This window comes from Amycolatopsis sp. NPDC006125 (assembly GCF_040614195.1).
Classification (GTDB): domain Bacteria; phylum Actinomycetota; class Actinomycetes; order Mycobacteriales; family Pseudonocardiaceae; genus Amycolatopsis_E; species Amycolatopsis_E tucumanensis.
Map to the genome: position 1 here is coordinate 29,563 of NZ_JBEXTZ010000049.1, position 18,739 is coordinate 48,301.

An 18,739-nucleotide genomic window follows, 5' to 3' on the forward strand; every position below is an offset into this window, starting at 1 on the left:
CGGCACCCGCGAGAAATTGTCGTACCCCCCGGTCATGATGGATGCGTGACCGACGTGCTCGACCTGTTCTCGCCCGCCACCCGCGGCTGGTTCGCGGGTGCCTTCGCCGCGCCCACCGAGGCGCAGGCGGGTGCGTGGCGCGCGGCGCAGGCGGGTGAGCACGCGCTGGTCGTGGCGCCGACCGGTTCGGGCAAGACGCTGGCGGCGTTCCTCTGGGCGCTGGACCGGCTGGCGGCCGGACCACCGGCGGCGGACGCCCAGCGCCGCTGCCGGGTGCTCTACGTCTCGCCGCTGAAGGCGCTGGCGGTCGACGTGCAGCGCAACCTGCGGGCGCCGCTGGCGGGCATCCGGCAGGCCAGCCACCGGCTGGGGCAGACGCCGCCGGAGATCACGGTGGGCATGCGCACCGGCGACACGTCCGCGGCCGAGCGCCGCACGTTCCTCAAGACCCCGCCGGACATCCTGGTCACCACGCCGGAGTCGCTGTTCCTCATCCTCACCTCGTCGGCGCGCGAGTCGCTGCGCGGCGTCGAGACGGTGATCCTGGACGAGGTGCACGCGGTGGCCGGCGGCAAGCGCGGCGCGCACCTGGCGCTGTCGCTGGAGCGGCTGGACGCGCTGCTGCCGAAGCCGGCGCAGCGCATCGGCCTGTCCGCGACCGTGCGCCCGATCGACGAGGTCGGCTCGTTCCTCACCGGCGGCCGTCCGGTGCGGGTGGTGCAGCCGAAGACGGCGAAGACCATCGAGGTGCGGGTCGAGGTCCCGGTCGAGGACATGGCGAACCTGGACGCGCCCGCGCCGAGCCCGCTGGAGCGGCTGGACGCGATGCTGCCGGACGACGGCCCGCCGGACGAGCCGGCCGCGGTGCGCAGGCCGTCGATCTGGCCGTCGGTGGAGCAGCGGGTGCTGGAGCTGATCCGGCAGCACCGGTCGACCATCGTGTTCGCCAACTCGCGGCGGCTGGCGGAGCGGATGACGGCGCGGCTCAACGAGCTGGCCGCCGAGCAGACGGAACTGGCCGCCGACCAGCGGTTCCCCGCCGAGGCCATCGGCGAGTCCGGGCTCACCACGGGCGCGGCGCCGACGGTCGCGAAGGCTCACCACGGCTCGATGTCGCGCGAGCAGCGCACCCGGGTCGAGGAGGAGCTGAAGTCCGGGCTGCTGCCGTGCGTGGTCGCCACGTCGTCGCTGGAGCTGGGCATCGACATGGGCGCGGTCGACCTGGTGGTGCAGATCGAGGCGCCGCCGACGGTCGCGTCCGGGCTGCAGCGCGTCGGCCGCGCCGGCCACCACGTGGGCGCGGTGTCCACCGGCGTGATGTTCCCGAAGTTCCGCGGCGACCTGGTGTCCTGCGCGGTGGTGTCGGAGCGGATGACGGCGGGCGCGATCGAGGCGGTGCGCTACCCGCGCAACCCGCTGGACGTGCTGGCGCAGCACATCGTGTCGATGGTGGCGCTGGAGCCGTGGTCGGTCGAGGACCTCGCGGCGACGGTGCGGCGGGCCGCGCCGTTCACCGCGCTGCCGGACGACGCGCTGCTGGCGGTGCTGGACATGCTGGCCGGGCGCTACCCCAGCGAGGAGTTCGGCGAGCTGCGCCCGCGCATCACGTGGGACCGGGTGTCGGGTGAGCTGCGCGGGCGGCCGGGGTCGCAGCGGCTCGCGGTCACCTCCGGCGGCACGATCCCCGACCGCGGGCTGTTCACCGTGATGACGCCGGGCGGCGACGGCAGCCCCGGCTCGCGGGTCGGCGAGCTCGACGAGGAGATGGTCTACGAGTCGCGGGTGGGCGACACGATCCTGCTGGGCACGTCGTCGTGGCGGATCACCGACATCACGCACGACCGGGTCATCGTGGTGCCCGCGCCGGGTGAGCCGGCGCGGATGCCCTTCTGGAAGGGCGACGCGCCGGGACGGCCGCTCGAACTCGGCCGCGCGCTGGGCGCGTTCGTCCGCGAACTGTCCAGTTCGGACGACGAGAAGGCTCGCGAGCGGGCCCGGCAGGCGGGTCTGGACGAGCTGGCGTGCGACAACCTCCTGACCTACCTGACCGAGCAGAAGGCGGCGACGCGGCACGTGCCCAACGACCGCACGATCCTGCTCGAACGCTTCCGCGACGAGCTGGGCGACTGGCGGGTGGTGCTGCACTCGCCGTTCGGCGCGCAGGTCAACGCGCCGTGGGCGCTGGCGATCGCGGCCCGGCTGCGGGAGCAGCGCGGGGTGGACGCCCAGGTGATGCACTCCGACGACGGCATCGTGCTGCGCCTGCCGGAAGCGCTGGACAGCGACGGCGCCGAGGTCACGATCGGCACCGACGACGTGCTGGTCGACCCGGAGGAGGTCGAGCAGATCATCGTCGCCGAGGTCGGCGGCTCGGCCCTGTTCGCCGCGCGGTTCCGGGAGTGCGCGGCGCGGTCGTTGCTGCTGCCCCGGCGCGATCCGCGGCGGCGCACCCCGTTGTGGCAGCAGCGCCAGCGGGCCTCGCAACTGCTGTCGGTGGCCGCGAAGTACGAGCGGTTCCCGGTGGTGCTGGAGGCGATGCGGGAGTGCCTGCAGGACGTCTACGACGTCGGTGGCTTGCGTGAGCTGATGGCCGACGTGCGGGCGCGGCGCGTGAAGGTCGCCGAGGTGGAGACGCCGTCGCCGTCGCCGTTCGCACGCAGCCTGATGTTCGGCTACGTCGGGATGTTCCTGTACGAGACGGACGCGCCGCTGGCCGAGCGGCGGGCGGCGGCGCTGTCGCTGGACTCGACGCTGCTGGCCGAACTGCTGGGCACCGAGGCGATCCGGGAGCTGCTCGACGCCGAAGTGGTCGACGAGGTCGAGCGCTCGTTGCAGCGGCTGGAGCCGGACCGGCACGCGCGCAACGCCGAGGAGACCGCGGACCTGTTGCGGTTCCTGGGTGATCTGTCCGACGAGGAGGCCGCGGCGCGCGGCGTCCGGCGGGAGTGGCTGGACGAGCTGGTCGCGCAGCGGCGGGTCATCCGGGTGCGCATCGCGGGCGTGGACCGCAACCTGTCGATCGAGGACGCGGGCCGGGTGCGGGACGCGCTGGGCGTGGCGCTGCCGATCGGGGTGCCGGAGGCGTTCACCGAACCGGTCGCCGATCCGCTCGGCGATCTGCTGGCCCGGTACGCGCGGTCCCGCGGGCCGTTCTCCGCGCACCAGGCCGCGGAGCGGTTCGGGCTGGGGCCCGCGGTGGTGACGGGTGTGCTCGACCGGCTCACCGCCGAGGGCCGCCTGGTGCGCGGCGAGCTGCGGCCGGTCGGGCATCCGGAAACGCACGGCGCGGGCACCGAGTACTGCGACGCGGCGGTGCTGCGGCGGTTGCGGCGGGCGTCGCTGGCGCGGCTGCGGGCCGAGGTCGAGCCCGTGGAACCCGCGGCGCTGGGCCGGTTCCTGCCGTCCTGGCACGGCATCGGGGCGCGGATGCGGGCCGCGCCGAGCGTCGACGACGTGCTGTCGGTGGTCGAGCAGCTGGCGGGGGCGCCGCTGCCGGCCAGCGCGCTGGAGTCGCTGATCCTGCCGAGCCGTCTGCCCGGGTACTACCCGGCGCTGATGGACGAGCTGATGACCGCGGGCGAGGTCGTGTGGTGCGGCGCCGGGGCACTGGCCGGTGGCGACGGGTGGGTGTCGCTGGCGCCCGCCGACGTGGCCGACCTGCTGCTGCCGGAGGCCGACGAGGAGGCGCCAACCAGCCCGCTGCACGAGGCGATCCTCGCCGCGCTGGACGGCGGCGCGTTGTTCTTCCGCCAGCTCGTCGACCGGGTGACGCCGCTGCTGGACAGCGCGCCGAACGACGCCGACGTGGTGGGCGCGCTGTGGGACCTGGTGTGGGCGGGCACGGTCACCGGCGACACGCTCTCGCCCCTGCGGGCGCTGGTGTCGGGCAAGGGCGCGGCGCACAAACCCCGCCAGGCGACGCCACGCAGCAGGTACGGACGGATGCGCGCGGGGCGGCCTGCGATGCCGTCGCGCACCGGGCCGCCGACGGTGGCCGGGCGGTGGGCGCTCACGCCGATCCGCGAGTCCGACCCGACGCGGCGCACGCACGCGCGGACGGAGGCGTTCCTGGAGCGGCACGGGGTGCTGACGCGGGGCGCGCTGGAGACCGAGCGGGTCACCGGCGGGTTTTCCGGGATCTACAAGGTGCTGCGGGCGATGGAGGACTCGGGCCAGGTGATCCGCGGCTACGTCGTGGAAGGCCTGGGCGCGGCGCAGTTCGCGGCGCGTGGCGCGGTCGACCGGCTGCGGGCGATGTCCGATCCGAGCGGCACGCGGCGGCCGGACGCGATGACCGACGCCGTCGTGCTGGCGGCGACGGACCCGGCCCAGCCGTACGGTGCGGCGCTGTCGTGGCCCGCGGCGCTGGGCGACACCAAGCACCGCCCGGCACGCAAGGCAGGCGCGCTGGTAGTGCTGGTCAACGGCGTGCCCGCGCTGTACGTCGAACGGGGCGGCCGGTCGCTGCTGTCGTTCACCGAGGACGAGCCGACGCTCAAGGCGGCCGCGCACGCACTGTCCCGCGCCGTCCGCGAGGGCTGGCTGGGGCAGCTGGCGGTCCAGCGGGCGGACGGCGAGCAGGCCCTGACCTCCGCGCTGGCCGACGTCCTCCGGGACGCGGGCTTCCGCGCCACCCCGAAGGGGCTCCGGCTACGAGCTTGAGATCACGTCACCCTCCGTTGGCTCACTCCGGGCGAGCACGATTTACTTTTCGTGACCCGAACGAGTGAGAGGACAACCCTGATGGCGTTGCGGGAGCTGCGGTACTTCGGCGACCCGGTGCTCAAGACGGTCTGCGATCCCGTGACCACGTTCGACAAGAAGCTCGAGCAGCTGGTGACCGACCTGCTGGACAGCGTGCGGCCGGACGGGCGGGCGGGGCTGGCGGCGCCGCAGATCGGGGTGAGCCTTCGGGTGTTCAGCTACGAGGTGGACAACCTGTTCGGGTACGTGATCAACCCGGAGATCGTCGAGCTGTCCGAGGAGACGCACGAGATCAACGAGGGCTGCCTGTCCGTGCCCGAGCTGTGGTTCCCGACCCGCCGGGCGAAGCGCGCGGTCGTGCGCGGCGTCGACCTGCGGAACGAGCCGGTCACCGTGGAGGGCGAGGACGTGCTGGCGCAGTGCCTCCAGCACGAGACCGACCACCTCGACGGCGTGCTCTACCTCGACCGGCTGGAGAAGGACCGGAAGCGGCAGGCGCTCAAGCAGGCGCGTGACAAGGACTGGTTCTGGAACCGCTGACCCTCGCGCAGAGGCGGCCGCGAGCCCGGTGAGCGTGGCCCGCGAGCCGCGGTGGGCGCTGCGCTGGGCATCGCCGGAAGGCTGCGGAGCTCCGCCAACGACACGACCGTCTCGGCGGGCACTCCCCGGGCGTCGTGAGGGCCGCGACGAGCGCGGCCCCGAGCCGCCCCGCGCGGCGATCTTGGGCGACCCAGCGCGTTGTGGGAAAGCGATCTCGCGGCGCGCCCGCGGCTTCCGCGCCGACAGCGCGCGGAAGCCATCACTGCGGCGACCGTCGCCGCGGGCTACAGCTCGCTCAGCACCCGAGCACCCGCGGCCTCCAGATCGATCCGCATCAGCCCCTCCTCCTCCGGCGGCTCCGGCGCCAGTCCCGCCCGCCGCGCGGTCCGGTAGATGCCGTCCCGCCCGGGCAGTGACACCGCCACCAGCCTGCGGCAGCCGCGCGCCGCGGCGATCTCCGCCAGGCGGCCCATCAGCGCGGTGCCCACGCCGTTGCGCTGCCAGCCGTCCTCGACGAGCAGCGACACCTCGGCGATCTCGCCCGTCGGGCCGGGGATGAGCTGTCCGACGCCGATCACCTCGCGCCCGCACACCGCGAGCAGGCTCATCCCCCGCGGCGGCACCAGCAGCCGGTGCAGCCAGCGGCGCGGCATGGTGCGCATCCCCGTGTGGTAGCGCGCGAAGAGCGTGGTCATCGAGCACCGCGCGTGCATCGCGGACACCGCCTCGGCGTCGGCCGGCTTGCCTTCGCGCAGCACGACCGCCGCGCCGTCGGCGCAGGTCAGGGCCAGCGGGCTGGACACGTTGCGCCGCGCGCCGTCCAGCAGTCCCAGCAGCGCCTCCGCGCGGGTCAGTTCCAGCTGCACGAACGGGGCCCACCGCCGCCGGGCTACCAGCGCGGTCTCCCCGTCCACCGCGAACACCACCCGGTGGCCGCCCTCGACGCGCGCTGGGTTGGCCTCGGCCAGCGGCACGACCGTGACGAGATCCGCGGTCAGCACCTCACGCAGCACCTCGGCCCGGCGCGACGGGTCGTCGACCGCCCGCGCGGCCGCGGTGAGCGTCGCGGCGGAGGCGTCCACCAGCTCGCGCACGTCGGCGTCGGTGATGCACGAGCACTCGCACCCCTCGGCCTGGATCGCCGCGACGAGCTGCTCCTTGGTGAGCCCGGTCGCGGGCCGGATCACCACCTCGTCGAGCACCCCGCCCGGCACCGGGAGCACGTTCAGCCCCAGGATGTTGCACTCCAGGTCGGCCATCCGGATCGCGATGCGCGCCAGCATGCCGGGGTGGTCGTCCATCCGGATGCGGACCCGCCAGACGGCCGACGAGACCTCGTCCTCGACGACCGGCTGCGGCACCGCTCTTCGCGTGCGAATCAACATCCCATAACGATCGCCCACGGTTGTTGCCGAGCGTGGACGCGTGTGTTTCGCCCGTGTCAGGCTCCGGCCGCCGCCGCAACGGCGCCGAAACACTCAGCGCGGCGACAGCACGCAGAACTCGTTGCCCTCCGGATCGGCCAGCACGTCCCACGGGACGTCGCCCTGACCGATGTCGATCCGCCGCGCGCCGAGCCCGCACAACCGGTCCGCCTCGGCCGCGGTGTCGCCGTCCGCGAACGGCGCGACGTCCAGGTGCAGCCGGTTCTTGCCGGCCTTCGCCTCGTCGCTGCGCAGGAACTCCAGCCACGGCCCGCGCCCGGTCGGCGCGCGCAGCCCGACGATCACCGGCTCCTGGTTGCCGATCCGCCACCCCGCGGCCTCGGCCCAGAAACCGGCCAGCGCCAAGGGATCGCGGGCGTCCACGACGACCGCCGCGATGGCCTCCGTCGTGGTGTAGCCGGGCCGGGGTTCGAGCACGCAGAATTCGTTGCCCTCCGGGTCGGCCAGCACCTCCCAGGGGACCGCGCCCTGGCCGATGTCGCGCTTGCGCGCGCCCAGGGCCAGGGCCCGGTCCACCTTGGCCGCCTGGTCCGACGGCGACGTGCTGGCGAGGTCGAGGTGCACCCGGTTCTTCACGGCCGGGTCCTTGGCCTCCGGCACGGTGCCGAAGACCAGCAGGAGGCCGTCGTCCCCGGGCGCCTCGACGTCGATCTCCTCGTCGTCGGCGAAGGTGATCGTCCAGCCGAGCAGCTGCGCCCAGAACTCCGCCAGCTCCCGGGGCCGGTTCGCGTCGATCACGAGGCTGTCCAGTCGTGTCGCCATGCCCGGGACGATATCCAGCAACGCTTCCCCACGTCCTGGAATTTTCACTTCGTCGCCAGGCGCAGCAGCGCCCAGAACTGCCCGATCGAATCGTCGCTCCGCTCCCAGGTGACCGACCCGTGCCCGAGCCTGCCCCACAGCCACTGGTAGACCGCCATCGGCGGACCGGTGACCAGTCCGTTCGCCCGGTCGGTGTCGGCGGCCGAACAGCGCCAGGCGACCGTCTCACCGGGCCCCGCGCGGGCGATCCAGTCGTGGCCACCGGTGCGGATCCCGACCGATCCGGTGAACGTGCCGGACAGTCCGAGCATCGGCAGCCGCTGCCCGAACCACAGCGCCAGGATCTCGTCGATGCCGTCGATCGCCACGTCTTCGTCGACCTCGGTGACGATCCGGTTCGCGGCGTTCTGGAGGTCGATCCGGTGCACCGTGGTCTCGTGCGCCATGCGGCGGCACCAGAACCCGTAGGTGCGGTCGGCGGGCCACCAACTGGCCGCGTGCTCGGCGGGGTCGTGCGAGGTCAGCTCGCGGTACAGCGCCGCGAACCCCTCCCGCAGGTACTCCTCACCGCTCTGGCCGTCCGCTGGGTCCCGCTGCCAGTCCGAGGGGCGCCTGCCCTCGGTCATCCAACCCGTGGCGACGCGATAGACGCCGCCGACGTGCCGGACCACCTCCCCGATCGTGAGACCGGGTGTGGTGGGGACCGGCGTGTCCGGCGCCGCCTCCCGCGCCGTCGCGGTGAGCCGGTCGACCTCGGCGCCCAGCACGTCCAGCAGGCGGCCGTGGTCGACGAGTGCTTGCCCGGTCATCGCCTTCGGGACGCCTTCCTCAGGGTCGGCGGCGCGTCGCACTGCCGCACCCGGCTCGGGGTCACGGGCGTCCGCCCGTGGACGAGGTCGCGGGCCAGCTCGACGAACAACGCGGACTGGCGCAGCAGCTCGTCGGCCCGTTCGGGGGTGATCCGGCGGGTGTTGCCCGCCTGCGCGGCGGCGCGGGCCGCCGAGTGCGCGGCGAAGTAGGCCGTCCAGTCGGTCAGCTCGGGCGCCGCCGTCTCGAGCAGCACCCAGACGCTGGCCGGGCGGGCCCGGCCGCGGTGCGGACGGCCGCTCGCCGCGAGCACCGCGGCGCCCGCGCGGAGCGCGGCCAGGTACGCCGCGATGAACCTGGGCGCCGGCTGGGCGGCGTGCCGGGCCTCGGCGAGGCCCCGCCGGGCGTCGGCGAGCAGGGCCGTGGCGGCGGGTGCCGCCGGAGGACGGACCGGTAGCGGCAGCGCCGGCTGCCTCTCCTCGGCGTGGGATGCGATGGCAATGGACATTGCCCCTCCCTCGGAACAACGTGCTGGTGGCGGCCCCCGGTGCCGAAACGCTTCCCCCGTTCCGGCACCGGGTGGCCTGACCGGCGAGCGCTCACCGGATGTCGAACTCTTGTTCGAGCGAGTTCCAGCGTAGCTTCGAACACCTGTTCGTTCAAGTCCTCGAATGACGTGGTGTGCCGCACTCCAGCGCGTTCGATCACACGATCGGGTCAGAACGGAAATTCCGCGGAACTCGCCCCGGGGACCCGGCGACCTGCACGACGTCACGCCGGGCCGGTCCGCCGCCCAGCCCACCTGCCCGGTGTCACACACCCCCCGCACAACGCGCGGGAAAGTGGTTCAATGCCGCGGGAACTTTCCCGCGTTCGCGGACGACGTGGATCACGGGCCTCCCACACCCGACTCCCCCAGGAAGGTGCGCCCATGCTCGTCCGGCGTCTGTCCGTCGCGCTCGCACTGGCCGGCACGGCGCTGCTGGCCGCCGCGCCCGCCGCATCGGCCCACACCACGCTGCAGAGCAGCGACCCGGCCGAAGGCGCGGCGCTGTCCACCGCGCCGCGGCAGGTGAGCCTCAAGTTCGGCGGCGCGTTCACGCTCCCGGCCGACCCGATCCGGATCACCGGCCCGGACGGCGCGCAGTGGCAGGTCGGCCCGGCGACGGTGACCGAGCGGACCCTCACCGCGCCGGTCCAGCCGTCCGGTCCCGCCGGGGCCTACGTGCTCACCTGGTCGATCGTCACGGCCGACGGCGACCCGATCAGCGGCCGGATCAACTTCTCGCTCACGGCGCCCGCCTCCACACCGTCGCCGACTGCGGTCACGCACTCGTTCACCGCCACGGAGAGCCCGGCCGCCCCGCAGGCGGCCGAGACGCCGGACGACGGCGGCTTCCCGGCCTGGGCGTGGATCGTCCTCGCCGTGGTCGTGGTCGCCGCCGTCGCCGCGGTCATCGTCCGGGGGCGGCGTTCATCGAGCTGAGGGCGGTGTCGATGACCTCCCGGCTGTCCACCAGCAGCGCCTGCGCCGCGGTGCGCCCCGTCGCGGCCAGGTACGCGTCGACCAGCCGGTTGCCCACGGCGTAACCGGCGCCGGTGGGCAGTCCGACCGGCGTGGCGCCGTACCGGATCGCGTGCGCGTCGCCGTGCACCCACGCGGTGAAGTTCTGCATGCCGGTCACCTCCAGGCCGGAGACGACCTTGGCGAACACCGCGTCGTCGTGCAGGTGCGGCAGGCCGACGCGGGCGTAGCCGAGCTCGTCGCCGTACAGCTGGCGGGCGAACGCGTCCGCGAGCCCCTCGGACACCACCTGCTCCCCCACCGTGACCGTGGCCGGGTCCCAGACCACGCCGCCGCTGGAGTAGCGGAGGTTGTGGTTCAGCTCGTGGACGGCGGTCGTCTCCAGCCGCGCCAGGTTCTCCGGGAACGGCCAGAAGTTGAGGAACAGGTAGCCGGACACGCTGCCGTTGGCCGTCATGCCCAGGCTCGTGCCCATGAAGTGCTCGTCACCGGGGTCGCCGAGGACGATCAGGACGGTGATGCCGGGCACCGCGAGCTCCGGGGTCGCCTCCAGCTGCACGGCGACGGCGTCGCGCAGCGCGCGCTCGATCCGGCCCCACGCATCCGCGTCGTGCAGCGCCTCCAGCGCCTCCAGGCACTTGTCCTCGTCGCGGTCGAGCGGGAAACCCGAGCCCATGCGGTGCATCGCGACGAGGTCCACCTCGCCGGGGAAGTAGCGGTACATGCCTGCGGCGGGCCGCAGCATCGCTTCGAGCAGCGCGACCCGCTCCTCCCGCGGGGCGCGCAGGATCCGCCGCATGGCGGGGTAGGTGTCCAGAACCGTGATCGTCATGGGCGCGACGCTAAAGCCTCCAGCTAGGGGAGACTCAACCCGTTTAGAGCATCGGCACGAGCATCGCGGCCATGCCGGCGCCCATCATGGCCCGCGCGGCGCCCGTGCCACGACCGCCGGGCCCGCCCCGCACCGCGCGCCAGCCGGACAGGGCGGTGTCGGCGGCGAAGTACACGACCAGACCGGCCATCACGGCGGGCAGCAGGAACCCGGCGGACGCGCTGGAGTGGCCGCCGTGGTCACCGCTCGCCGCGGGCGCGCCGCCCATGGCGCTGACCATCGCGAGCATCGCCACCGCGCCCAGCAGGTGGTGCGTCGCCGCGGAGCGCCACCGCGGCAGGCCGGGCGCGGCGCGGAACAGCGTGGCCGCGAACCAGGCGGCCATCGCAACGAACACGACGTTCCAGGCGATCGCCGGGACGGAGTTCCCCCACGGCACGAACATCAGCGCCATCGCCACGGCCATCACCGAGTGCGCGAGCGCGGACTCGCGGTCGCCGGTCACCCCGTCGCAGCACGCCGCCCACGACCGGGCCGCCGGGGCGAGGACCTGGATCAGGGAGAAGACCGCGAGCACCGTGAACAGGCCGGCCAGCGACCAGCCGAGCCATGCCGGGGAGGAGAACATGCGGGGCCACCTTTCGCACGGATCGGCTCACGATATCGTTGGCGGACAAGGAAAAACACGCTCGACGGGCGGGCGTGAAAAGTCCCACGGCCGGGAACTCCCGGGCCGCTCCGGACGACTGGGCGGGGATACGCGTCGCCACCGGCCGCGGCCCGTGATCTCATATCGGTATGAGCAGCCTGGACCATCCGGCGGTGGCCAAGGTCGCTGCCGCGCTCGCCGAGGCGGGCAAGCACGACGCCGCTGCCGGCATCCGCATCCTGCCGGCCGAGGTGCGCACGGCCGCGCAGGCCGCCGAGGCCCTCGGGGTCGAGACCGGCGCGATCGCCAACAGCCTCGTCTTCCGCGCGGTGTTCGCCGACCGCACCGTCCCGCTGCTGTCGCTGACCTCGGGCGCCCACCGGGCCAACACGGACACCCTCGCCGCGCTGGCCGGCGCCGAGTCGGTGGAGAAGGCCGACCCGGCGTTCGTGCGCGAGCACACCGGGCAGGCCATCGGCGGCGTCGCCCCGGTCGGGCATCCGGCCCCGGTGCTCACCCTCGTCGACACCGCGCTGCAGGCCTACGACACGGTGTGGGCGGCGGCCGGGCACGCCAAGTCGGTCTTCCCGACCACCTTCGCCGACCTCGTCGCCGTCACCGGCGGACAGCCCGCGGACGTCGCGTCATGACCACCTCCCTGCACTACACCCAGCTGTCCGCCGACGACTTCCGCACCCGGCTGCGGGAAGCGCTCGCCATCTACGTCGAGGCGATGCGCTACCCGCCGGGCACGGCCGAGCAGCGCGCCCCGATGTGGCTCACGCACGCCCTGCGCGAGGGCTGGCGCTGCATCGCCGCGTTCGACGCCGAGGGCACGATGCTCGGCATCGCCTACGGCTACCGGGGCGCGCCCGGCCAGTGGTGGCACGAGCAGGTGCGGCGCGGGCTGACCTCCGCGGGCGGCGAGCAGCTCGCCCAGCAGTGGCTGGCCGACTACTTCGAGCTGACCGAGATCCACGTCCGCCCGGCGAGCCAGGCCCGCGGGATCGGCGAGGACCTGCTGCGCCGCCTGCTCGACGGCGTGCCCAACCGGCACGTCCTGCTGTCCACGCCGGAGGGGCCGAGCCGGGCGTGGAAGCTGTACCGGCGCCTGGGTTTCGTCGACGCGCTGCGCGACTACCACTTCGCCGGTGATCCACGCCCGTTCGCCATCCTCGGCCGCACCCTGCCGCTGGAGCCTCAGGACCGCAGGTAGCCCACCAGCAGTCCGGCGCCGAGCAGTGCGCCGCCGCACCAGCCCTGGACGCCGAGGTCCTCGTGCAGGACGACGGCGGACAGGATCGCCGCGGTGAGGGGTTCCAGCAGGGTCGCGAGCGCCGCCACGACGGGCCGCGCGGCGCCGAGGACGCGGAAGTACAGCACGTACCCCAAGCCGGTCGGCACGACGCCGAAGTACAGCGCGACCGCGAGGACGTCCAGCCGCAGCGGCAGCGCCATGCCGAGGACCAGCCCGGCTGGCAGCAGCAGGAGCCCGCCGGTGAGCAGCCCGAACGCGGTGGTGCGCTGGTAGTCCAGGCCTTCGACGGGACGGCGCAGCGCCAGCGTCAGCACGCTGAAGCCGGCGCCGGCGGCCAGTGCGAACGCCACGCCGCCGAGCAGCCGCCAGCCGCCCTGGCCGGGGGTGGCGGACAGCAGCGCGAGCCCGGCCAGCCCGAGCGCGACCGAGACCAGGGTCAGCGGGCCGGGCAGGCGGCGGGCGCGGACGGCCGTGGCGGCGGTGACGAAGACCGGCACGCTGCCGATGGTGACCATCGTCGCGGTGCCGACCGAGGTCAGCGTGACCGCCGCGAAGTACGCCGCCTGGAACGAGCCGAGTAGCCCGCCGGCCAGCGCGATCCGGCGAACCACCGGCTTGGTCCAGACCATCCCGCGGAGGCCGCGGGAGAGCCACAGGAAGACCACGAGCGCGGCGCCGCCGAGCAGCAACCGGTACGTGGCAACGGAAATCGCGGAAAGACCACCGCGGGTGGCGAGCAGCGACCCGGACAGCCCACCGGTGCCCCACAGCACCCCGGCGACGAGCAGGGTCAACGACGATCGGGCGCGCGCGGGCGCCTCGACGGAAACGGACATGGGAAATTCGCTCCTGCGTCTGATGTGGACAATGCCGTGGACGCGGGGCGATGCGGCATCACGAAACCCGTGATGCCTTGTGGCGCCGCAGAAGTGCGGCGAGAAGCGACCGCCCCGCTAGGCCGGGGGCGGCGGGGTGACGAGGAAGACCCGGTGCATCACGATGTCCTTCAGTCGTTGTTCCTAAGCGGCGGAGCCGCTTGCGGTGGGGCCGTCAGCCGGCACCGCCGCGGGTTCTGAGGTGGTTCCTGGCGAAGACAGCGCCGACGTGGTGAATCGGCATTCATGAGGAGGCGATCCCACAGCCAGGGGCCGCCTGGAATCGAGCCAGTCGCGCGGAGCGCGTCCGTTGAGGGTGGTGGTGGGCTGGCGGGAGGGGCCGCTACCCGCACCACCACGCAAGCCATGGTTGAAACTCCCCTAGTCGAGTTCGGCGAGCTGTTCGCGGAGGGTGTCCAGGCCCATGCCGCCCAGGCGGAGGGCCTTCGTGTGGAAGTCCTTGAGGTCGAACGCGTCGCCCTGGCGCTTGCGCGCGTCCTCCCGCGCCTCGATCCACAGGCGCTCCCCCAGCTTGTACGCCGGGGCCTGGCCGGGCCAGCCGAGGTAGCGGTTGATCTCGTCGCGCACCAGCGGCTCGTCGGTGATCGTGCGGGTCAGCATGAACTCCAGGCCGAGGTCGGGCGTCCACCGCTCGCCCTCGTGGAAGCCGGTGCCGGACGGGATCTCCAGCTCCAGGTGCATGCCGAAGTCGACGATCACCCGCGCGGCGCGGAACAGCTGCTCGGACAGCATGCCGAGCAGGTCGCCGTCGTCGGCGAGGTAGCCGAGGTCCTGCATCAGCCGCTCGGCGTAGAGCGCCCAGCCCTCGCCGTGCCCGGACGTGAACGCCAGCAGCCGCTGGAACCGGTTGAGCGACTGCTCGTGCACGGCGGTGGCGATCTGCAGGTGGTGGCCCGGCACGCCCTCGTGGTAGACGGTGCTGACCTCGCGCCAGGTGGTGAACTCGTCGCGGCCCGGCGGCAGCGACCACCACATGGTGCCGGGACGGGTGAAGTCCTCGTTCGGGCCCGTGTAGTACGCGCCGGCGCCGCCGCCGGGCGGGGCGATGCGGCAGTCCAGGGCCATCAGCGGGTCCGGGATGTCGAAGTGCTTGCCGCGCAGGTCGGCCAGCGCGGTGTCGGACAGTTCCTGCATCCACCGCTGGAACGCGTCCCGGCCCTGGACCTGGTAGCGCGGGTTCGCGTCCAGCGCCGCGGCGGCGTCGGCGAGCGTGCCGCCCGGCGCGATGCGCTCGGCGACGGCCTTCATCTCGGCTTCCAGCCGCAGGAACTCGGCCCAGCCCCACTCGTAGGACTCGCGCGGGTCGAGCTTCGCGCCGATGAAGTACCGCGACCAGAGCCGGTAGGCGTCCTCGCCGACGGCGTCCTTCGCGCGGGCCTTCGGCGCCAGTTCGGCCCGCAGGAACCCGGCGAGCTCGGCGTAGGCCTCCTGGGCGGCGCGGGCACCGCGGTCGAGGTCCGCGCGCGGCGCACCGTCGGGCGCGCCGGCGACCATGTTCTGGAAGAAGCCGGTCTCCCCGGACAGCCCGGCCCACGTCTCGGCCTGCTCGGCGACCTTGGTGACCTGGCGCAGCGCGGGCGCGTTGCCGGCTTCGACGGCGGCGAGCAGGGACGCGCGGATGCCGTCGACCGCGTCCGGGACCTTCGCCAGGCGCTTGGCGATGGTCGCCCACTGCTCGGGCGTGTCGGTGGGCATGAGGTCGAACACCATGCGCAGGTCCTGCACCGGGCTCGCGATGACGTTCAGCGACGCGACGTCCAGGCCGGCGTCGTGGATCTCCAGGTCCAGCCCGATCCGCTCGGTGAACACGGCCTTGGCCGCGCGCTCCCCGGCGTCGGCGGGCTCGGCGGCGGTGACGGCCTCCAGCGCCCGCCGCTCCAGCGCGGCGCGGGCGGCGTAGCCCTCCGGCGAGTAGTCGGTGAGCTGGTCGTCGTAGCCCGGGATGCCCATCTCGGTCGCCGCGACGGGGTGCGCGGCGGCGAAGTCCTCGACGAACTGGTCACAGATCTGGTGCACGCCCATGGATGCAACCTACCTGGCGCGGCAACCGGGTTTACGCGCGAGCGGGCACCAGGCCGAGCCGGTGGACCACCTCGCGGGTCGCCTTGGACCGGTTGAAGGTGTAGAAGTGCAGGTCCGGCACGCCTTCGGCGATGAGCCGCTCGCACAGCTCGGTGACCACGTCCAGGCCCTCGGCGCGGAACGCCTTCGGGTCGCCGGCCAGCGGTTCGAGCCGGTCCAGCAGCCGCTGCGGCGCGGGCGCGCCGGACAGCCGGATCGTGGTGTGCAGGGTGCGCGGCGTGGTCAGCGGCATCACGCCGGGGATGACCAGCGCGTCGCAGCCCGCGGCGGCGACCCGGTCGCGCAGCCGCAGGAAGTCCTCGGCCTCGAAGAACAGCTGGGCGATGCCGAAGTCGGCGCCCGCGCGGAACTTGCGCACCAGGTACTTCGTGTCGGTGTCCAGGTCGAGCGAGCGCGGGTGGCCGTAGGGGAACGCGGAGACGCCGACGCAGAAGTCGCCCAGCGAGCGGACGAGCGCGACCAGCTCCTCGGCGTAGCTCAGGCCCTGCGGGTGCGGCACCCACTCGCCGTACGGGTCGCCCGGCGGGTCGCCGCGCAGCGCGAGGATGTTGCGCACGCCGACGGCGGCGTACCAGCCGATGACGTTGCGCAGCTCGGCGACGGAGTGGTCCACCGCGGTCAGGTGGGCCATCGGCACCAGCGTGGTCTCGGTCGCCACCCGCGCGATGCTGCGGATGGTGCCGTCCCGGCTCGACCCGCCCGCGCCGTAGGTGATCGACATGTAGGCGGGGTCCAGCGGTTCCAGCTCGCGGATCGACCGCCACAGCACGGCTTCGTCGGCCGCGTCGCGGGGCGGGAAGAACTCAATGGAGAACGCCGGGGACTCCCCTCGCAGGCGCTCGATCACCGACGTCATGCGGGCAATGGTAACCGGTGTCCGAAAGGTGGGAAATGAGGTCCGCCACCTGGGAAGGGCTAACGCACCGCGGTCGCAGCGGGTTGGTCCGCGCCCGCCTTGGCGCCCCACCGCCTGGCGAGCACCGCGCAGATCATGAGCTGGGCCTGGTGGAACAGCATCAGCGGCAGCACGATCAGGCCGACCGTCTGCGCCGGGAACAGGACCGCGGCCATCGGCAGCCCGCTGGCGAGACTCTTCTTCGACCCGGCGAAGATGATCGCCACGCGGTCCGCGCGGCCGAAGCCCAGCTTCGGCGTGACCAGCTTGAGGGTCCAGAACACGATGTAGAACAACGCGAGGTTGACGACCACCAGCCCGCCGAGCGCGAGCGGCGTCAGCTGGTGCCAGATCCCGGCCACGACGCCCTCGCTGAACGCCGCGTAGACGACCATCAGGATGACGGTGCGGTCGGCGCGGCCGAGGACCTTCTTGTGGCGCGTGATGAACCCGCCGATCCAGCGCCGCGCGATCTGCCCGGCGACGAACGGCACGAGCAGCTGCAGCACGATCGAGGTGACCGCGTCGAGCGAGAAGCCGTTGCCGGTGCTGTGCAGCAGCAGGCCGACCAGCAGCGGGGTGATGACGATGCCCAGCAGGCTGGAGAACGACGCCGCGCAGATGGCGGCGGCCACGTTGCCCTTGGCGATCGAGGTGAACGCGATCGAGGAGTTGACCGTCGAGGGCAGCGTGCACAGGAAGATCACGCCGGCGGCCAGCGCGGGGGTCAGCACGGACGGCACGAGCAGTTTGGTGGTCAAGCCGAGCAGCGGGAACAGCACGAACGTCGTGGCCAGGATCACCAGGTGCAGCCGCCAGTGCTTGAAGCCGGCCACGGCCTCGGCGGTGGACAGGCGCGCGCCGTAGAGGAAGAACAGCGCGCCGACGCCGATCGAGGTGACCCAGGAGGCGATCTCCGCGCCCTGGCCGCGCGCCGGCACCAGGCAGGCGACCCCGACCGCGGCGAGGATGCCGATGATGAACGGGTCGATGCGGAGCTTGGCGAGGAGCGCGGCGGGGCTTTTCACGCTCCCGATGGTCCGCCGGACTGGGCCGATTGTGAAGTATGATGAAGGGCATAACTGCTATCGCGATTCGCGATGGAGGCCGGTGTGCTCGATCCCGTGTGGCTGCGGACGTTCCTGACGGTGGCCGAGACGCGCAGCTTCACGCGCGCCGGGCAGCGGCTCGGGCTGCGGCAGTCCACGGTGAGCCAGCACGTGCGCAAGCTCGAAGAGGCGACCTCGCAGCAACTCCTGCTGCGCGACACCCATTCGGTGTCGCTGACGCCGGACGGTGAGGCGATGATCGGGTTCGCCGGGACGATCCTGGAGGACATCGAGCGGGCGCTGGCCTACTTCGCCGGGCCGGAGTTGCGCGGGCGGGTGCGGTTCGGCGCCTCGGAGGACTTCGTGGTCGGGCCGCTGCCGGAGATCCTGCGCGAGTTCCGGCGGCTGCATCCGCTGGTGGACCTCGAACTGACCGTGGATCTGTCCGGTGTGCTCTACGAAAAGCTGCGCGCGGGCGAGCTGGACCTGGTGCTGGGCAAGCGGCGCGCGGGCGACGAGGCGGGAAGTCCGTTGTGGACGGATCCGCTGGTGTGGGTGGGGCGCGAGGGGTTCGAGCTGGAGCCGGGCGCGCCGGTGCCGCTGATCGCGTATCCGCCGCCGAGCATCACCCGCGCCAGGGCACTGGAGTCGTTGCAGGACAACGGAAAGCCGTGGCGTATCGTCTGCACGAGCGGCAGCCTGAACGGCCTCCGCGCCGCGGCGCTCGCCGGTCTCGGTGTCGTGGTGTTCGCGCGGAGCCTGATCCCGGCCGGGCTGGTGGAGCTGCCGGCCGGCCACGGACTGCCCGACCCGGGCGAGGTGCAGTTCCTGCTGACCACCCGCTCGACCACACCACGCGGCCCCACGGCGGCGCTGTCGGAAGCGATCCGCGCGGAGGCCAACCGGCTGCACGGTTGACCGGAACCGCCGCTACCCGGCCGGTTCGATGCGCACCCCCTCCCGTTCGGCCCGGCGCTGTCCCCAGTCGTGCAGGATCTGCAGCGCCGGAGCCAGCTCGGCGCCCTCCGCGGAGAGCCGGTAGGTGACCGAACGGACCCCGCCGTCGTGCACGAACCTCTCCACCAGCCCGGCCGCCTCCAGTTCCCGCAACCGCGTCGTCAGCACCTTCTCGCTGATCCCCGGCATCCGCCTGCGCAGCTCGCCGTACCGGTGGTCGCGCTCCTTCAGGTACGCCAGCACCACCACGGCCCACTTGCCGCCGATGACGTCGACGGCGAGTTCGACCGGGCAGTGGTAGCGCGTGCGAGTCGTGTCCACGCACCACAAAGTACGTA

Annotated in this window: 17 protein-coding genes; 6 read left to right on the forward strand and 11 right to left on the reverse strand. The window is 73.3% G+C overall.

Going from position 1 to position 18,739, the window contains the following annotated elements:
* The first annotated feature begins 45 nt into the window (after nucleotides 1-45).
* Both ABZ193_RS24125 and def read left to right on the forward strand, forming a co-directional pair.
* The gene (locus ABZ193_RS24125; protein WP_354711535.1) at nucleotides 46-4,662 is read left to right on the forward strand and encodes an ATP-dependent helicase; all 4,617 of its coding nucleotides are present in this window, start codon (nucleotides 46-48) and stop codon (nucleotides 4,660-4,662) included.
* A gap of 81 nt (nucleotides 4,663-4,743) precedes the next feature.
* On the forward strand, nucleotides 4,744-5,244 hold the full coding sequence (gene def / locus ABZ193_RS24130; RefSeq protein ID WP_020419632.1) for a peptide deformylase: 501 nt from the start codon (nucleotides 4,744-4,746) through the stop codon (nucleotides 5,242-5,244).
* A 284-nt stretch (nucleotides 5,245-5,528) separates the two neighbouring features.
* Here def and ABZ193_RS24135 read toward each other — a convergent pair whose 3' ends face one another.
* From ABZ193_RS24135 to ABZ193_RS24150, 4 genes are all read right to left on the reverse strand, one after another.
* Nucleotides 5,529-6,629, reverse strand: coding sequence for a GNAT family N-acetyltransferase (locus ABZ193_RS24135; RefSeq protein WP_235716184.1), 1,101 nt, complete (start codon nucleotides 6,627-6,629; stop codon nucleotides 5,529-5,531).
* A 93-nt stretch (nucleotides 6,630-6,722) separates the two neighbouring features.
* On the reverse strand, nucleotides 6,723-7,451 hold the full coding sequence (locus tag ABZ193_RS24140) for a VOC family protein (protein ID WP_020419634.1): 729 nt from the start codon (nucleotides 7,449-7,451) through the stop codon (nucleotides 6,723-6,725).
* A gap of 44 nt (nucleotides 7,452-7,495) precedes the next feature.
* Nucleotides 7,496-8,260: a maleylpyruvate isomerase family mycothiol-dependent enzyme gene (locus tag ABZ193_RS24145; RefSeq protein ID WP_020419635.1), complete on the reverse strand. Its 765-nt coding sequence runs from the start codon at nucleotides 8,258-8,260 to the stop codon at nucleotides 7,496-7,498.
* Entirely contained in the window at nucleotides 8,257-8,766 is a 510-nt protein-coding gene (locus ABZ193_RS24150; protein ID WP_020419636.1) for an SAV_6107 family HEPN domain-containing protein, read from the reverse strand. The genes ABZ193_RS24145 and ABZ193_RS24150 overlap by 4 nt, the downstream gene beginning before the upstream one ends.
* Before the next feature lie 423 nt (nucleotides 8,767-9,189).
* Between ABZ193_RS24150 and ABZ193_RS24155 the strand changes: the two genes are divergently transcribed.
* Nucleotides 9,190-9,744: a copper resistance CopC family protein gene (locus ABZ193_RS24155; RefSeq protein ID WP_354711536.1), complete on the forward strand. Its 555-nt coding sequence runs from the start codon at nucleotides 9,190-9,192 to the stop codon at nucleotides 9,742-9,744.
* On the opposite strand, the gene ABZ193_RS24160 is transcribed toward ABZ193_RS24155, so the two are convergent.
* Nucleotides 9,713-10,615, reverse strand: coding sequence for a DUF2268 domain-containing putative Zn-dependent protease (locus tag ABZ193_RS24160; RefSeq protein ID WP_354711537.1), 903 nt, complete (start codon nucleotides 10,613-10,615; stop codon nucleotides 9,713-9,715). The two genes, ABZ193_RS24155 and ABZ193_RS24160, sit on opposite strands and share 32 nt — an antisense overlap.
* A gap of 43 nt (nucleotides 10,616-10,658) precedes the next feature.
* On the reverse strand, nucleotides 10,659-11,243 hold the full coding sequence (locus tag ABZ193_RS24165) for a DUF5134 domain-containing protein (RefSeq protein ID WP_354711539.1): 585 nt from the start codon (nucleotides 11,241-11,243) through the stop codon (nucleotides 10,659-10,661).
* Nucleotides 11,244-11,413: 170 nt separating this feature from the next.
* Between ABZ193_RS24165 and ABZ193_RS24170 the strand changes: the two genes are divergently transcribed.
* A complete protein-coding gene (locus ABZ193_RS24170; protein ID WP_354711540.1) occupies nucleotides 11,414-11,914 on the forward strand; it encodes a YbaK/EbsC family protein in 501 nt (166 codons plus the stop codon).
* Nucleotides 11,911-12,480 (forward strand): GNAT family N-acetyltransferase, encoded by a 570-nt coding sequence (locus tag ABZ193_RS24175; RefSeq protein ID WP_237337214.1) that lies wholly within the window; start codon nucleotides 11,911-11,913, stop codon nucleotides 12,478-12,480. The genes ABZ193_RS24170 and ABZ193_RS24175 overlap by 4 nt, the downstream gene beginning before the upstream one ends.
* Here ABZ193_RS24175 and ABZ193_RS24180 read toward each other — a convergent pair.
* The 4 genes from ABZ193_RS24180 to ABZ193_RS24195 form a co-directional block, all read right to left on the reverse strand.
* Nucleotides 12,465-13,358: an EamA family transporter gene (locus tag ABZ193_RS24180; RefSeq protein ID WP_354711541.1), complete on the reverse strand. Its 894-nt coding sequence runs from the start codon at nucleotides 13,356-13,358 to the stop codon at nucleotides 12,465-12,467. The genes ABZ193_RS24175 and ABZ193_RS24180 overlap by 16 nt on opposite strands.
* Before the next feature lie 420 nt (nucleotides 13,359-13,778).
* Nucleotides 13,779-15,440 carry a DUF885 domain-containing protein gene (locus tag ABZ193_RS24185; RefSeq protein ID WP_354711543.1) on the reverse strand — a complete coding sequence of 554 codons (1,662 nt, stop codon included), beginning with the start codon at nucleotides 15,438-15,440 and terminating at the stop codon, nucleotides 13,779-13,781.
* Nucleotides 15,441-15,471: 31 nt separating this feature from the next.
* Nucleotides 15,472-16,356 carry a methylenetetrahydrofolate reductase gene (locus ABZ193_RS24190; protein ID WP_020419644.1) on the reverse strand — a complete coding sequence of 295 codons (885 nt, stop codon included), beginning with the start codon at nucleotides 16,354-16,356 and terminating at the stop codon, nucleotides 15,472-15,474.
* Between the two features lie 59 nt (nucleotides 16,357-16,415).
* On the reverse strand, nucleotides 16,416-17,423 hold the full coding sequence (locus ABZ193_RS24195) for a bile acid:sodium symporter family protein (protein ID WP_354711545.1): 1,008 nt from the start codon (nucleotides 17,421-17,423) through the stop codon (nucleotides 16,416-16,418).
* A gap of 84 nt (nucleotides 17,424-17,507) precedes the next feature.
* Here ABZ193_RS24195 and ABZ193_RS24200 point away from each other — a divergent pair, with 84 nt between their 5' ends.
* Complete coding sequence (locus ABZ193_RS24200) at nucleotides 17,508-18,362, forward strand: LysR family transcriptional regulator (protein ID WP_237337210.1); 855 nt, start codon at nucleotides 17,508-17,510, stop codon at nucleotides 18,360-18,362.
* A 12-nt stretch (nucleotides 18,363-18,374) separates the two neighbouring features.
* On the opposite strand, the gene ABZ193_RS24205 is transcribed toward ABZ193_RS24200, so the two are convergent.
* Nucleotides 18,375-18,722, reverse strand: coding sequence for a helix-turn-helix domain-containing protein (locus ABZ193_RS24205; RefSeq protein ID WP_020419647.1), 348 nt, complete (start codon nucleotides 18,720-18,722; stop codon nucleotides 18,375-18,377).
* Nucleotides 18,723-18,739 lie beyond the last annotated feature (17 nt).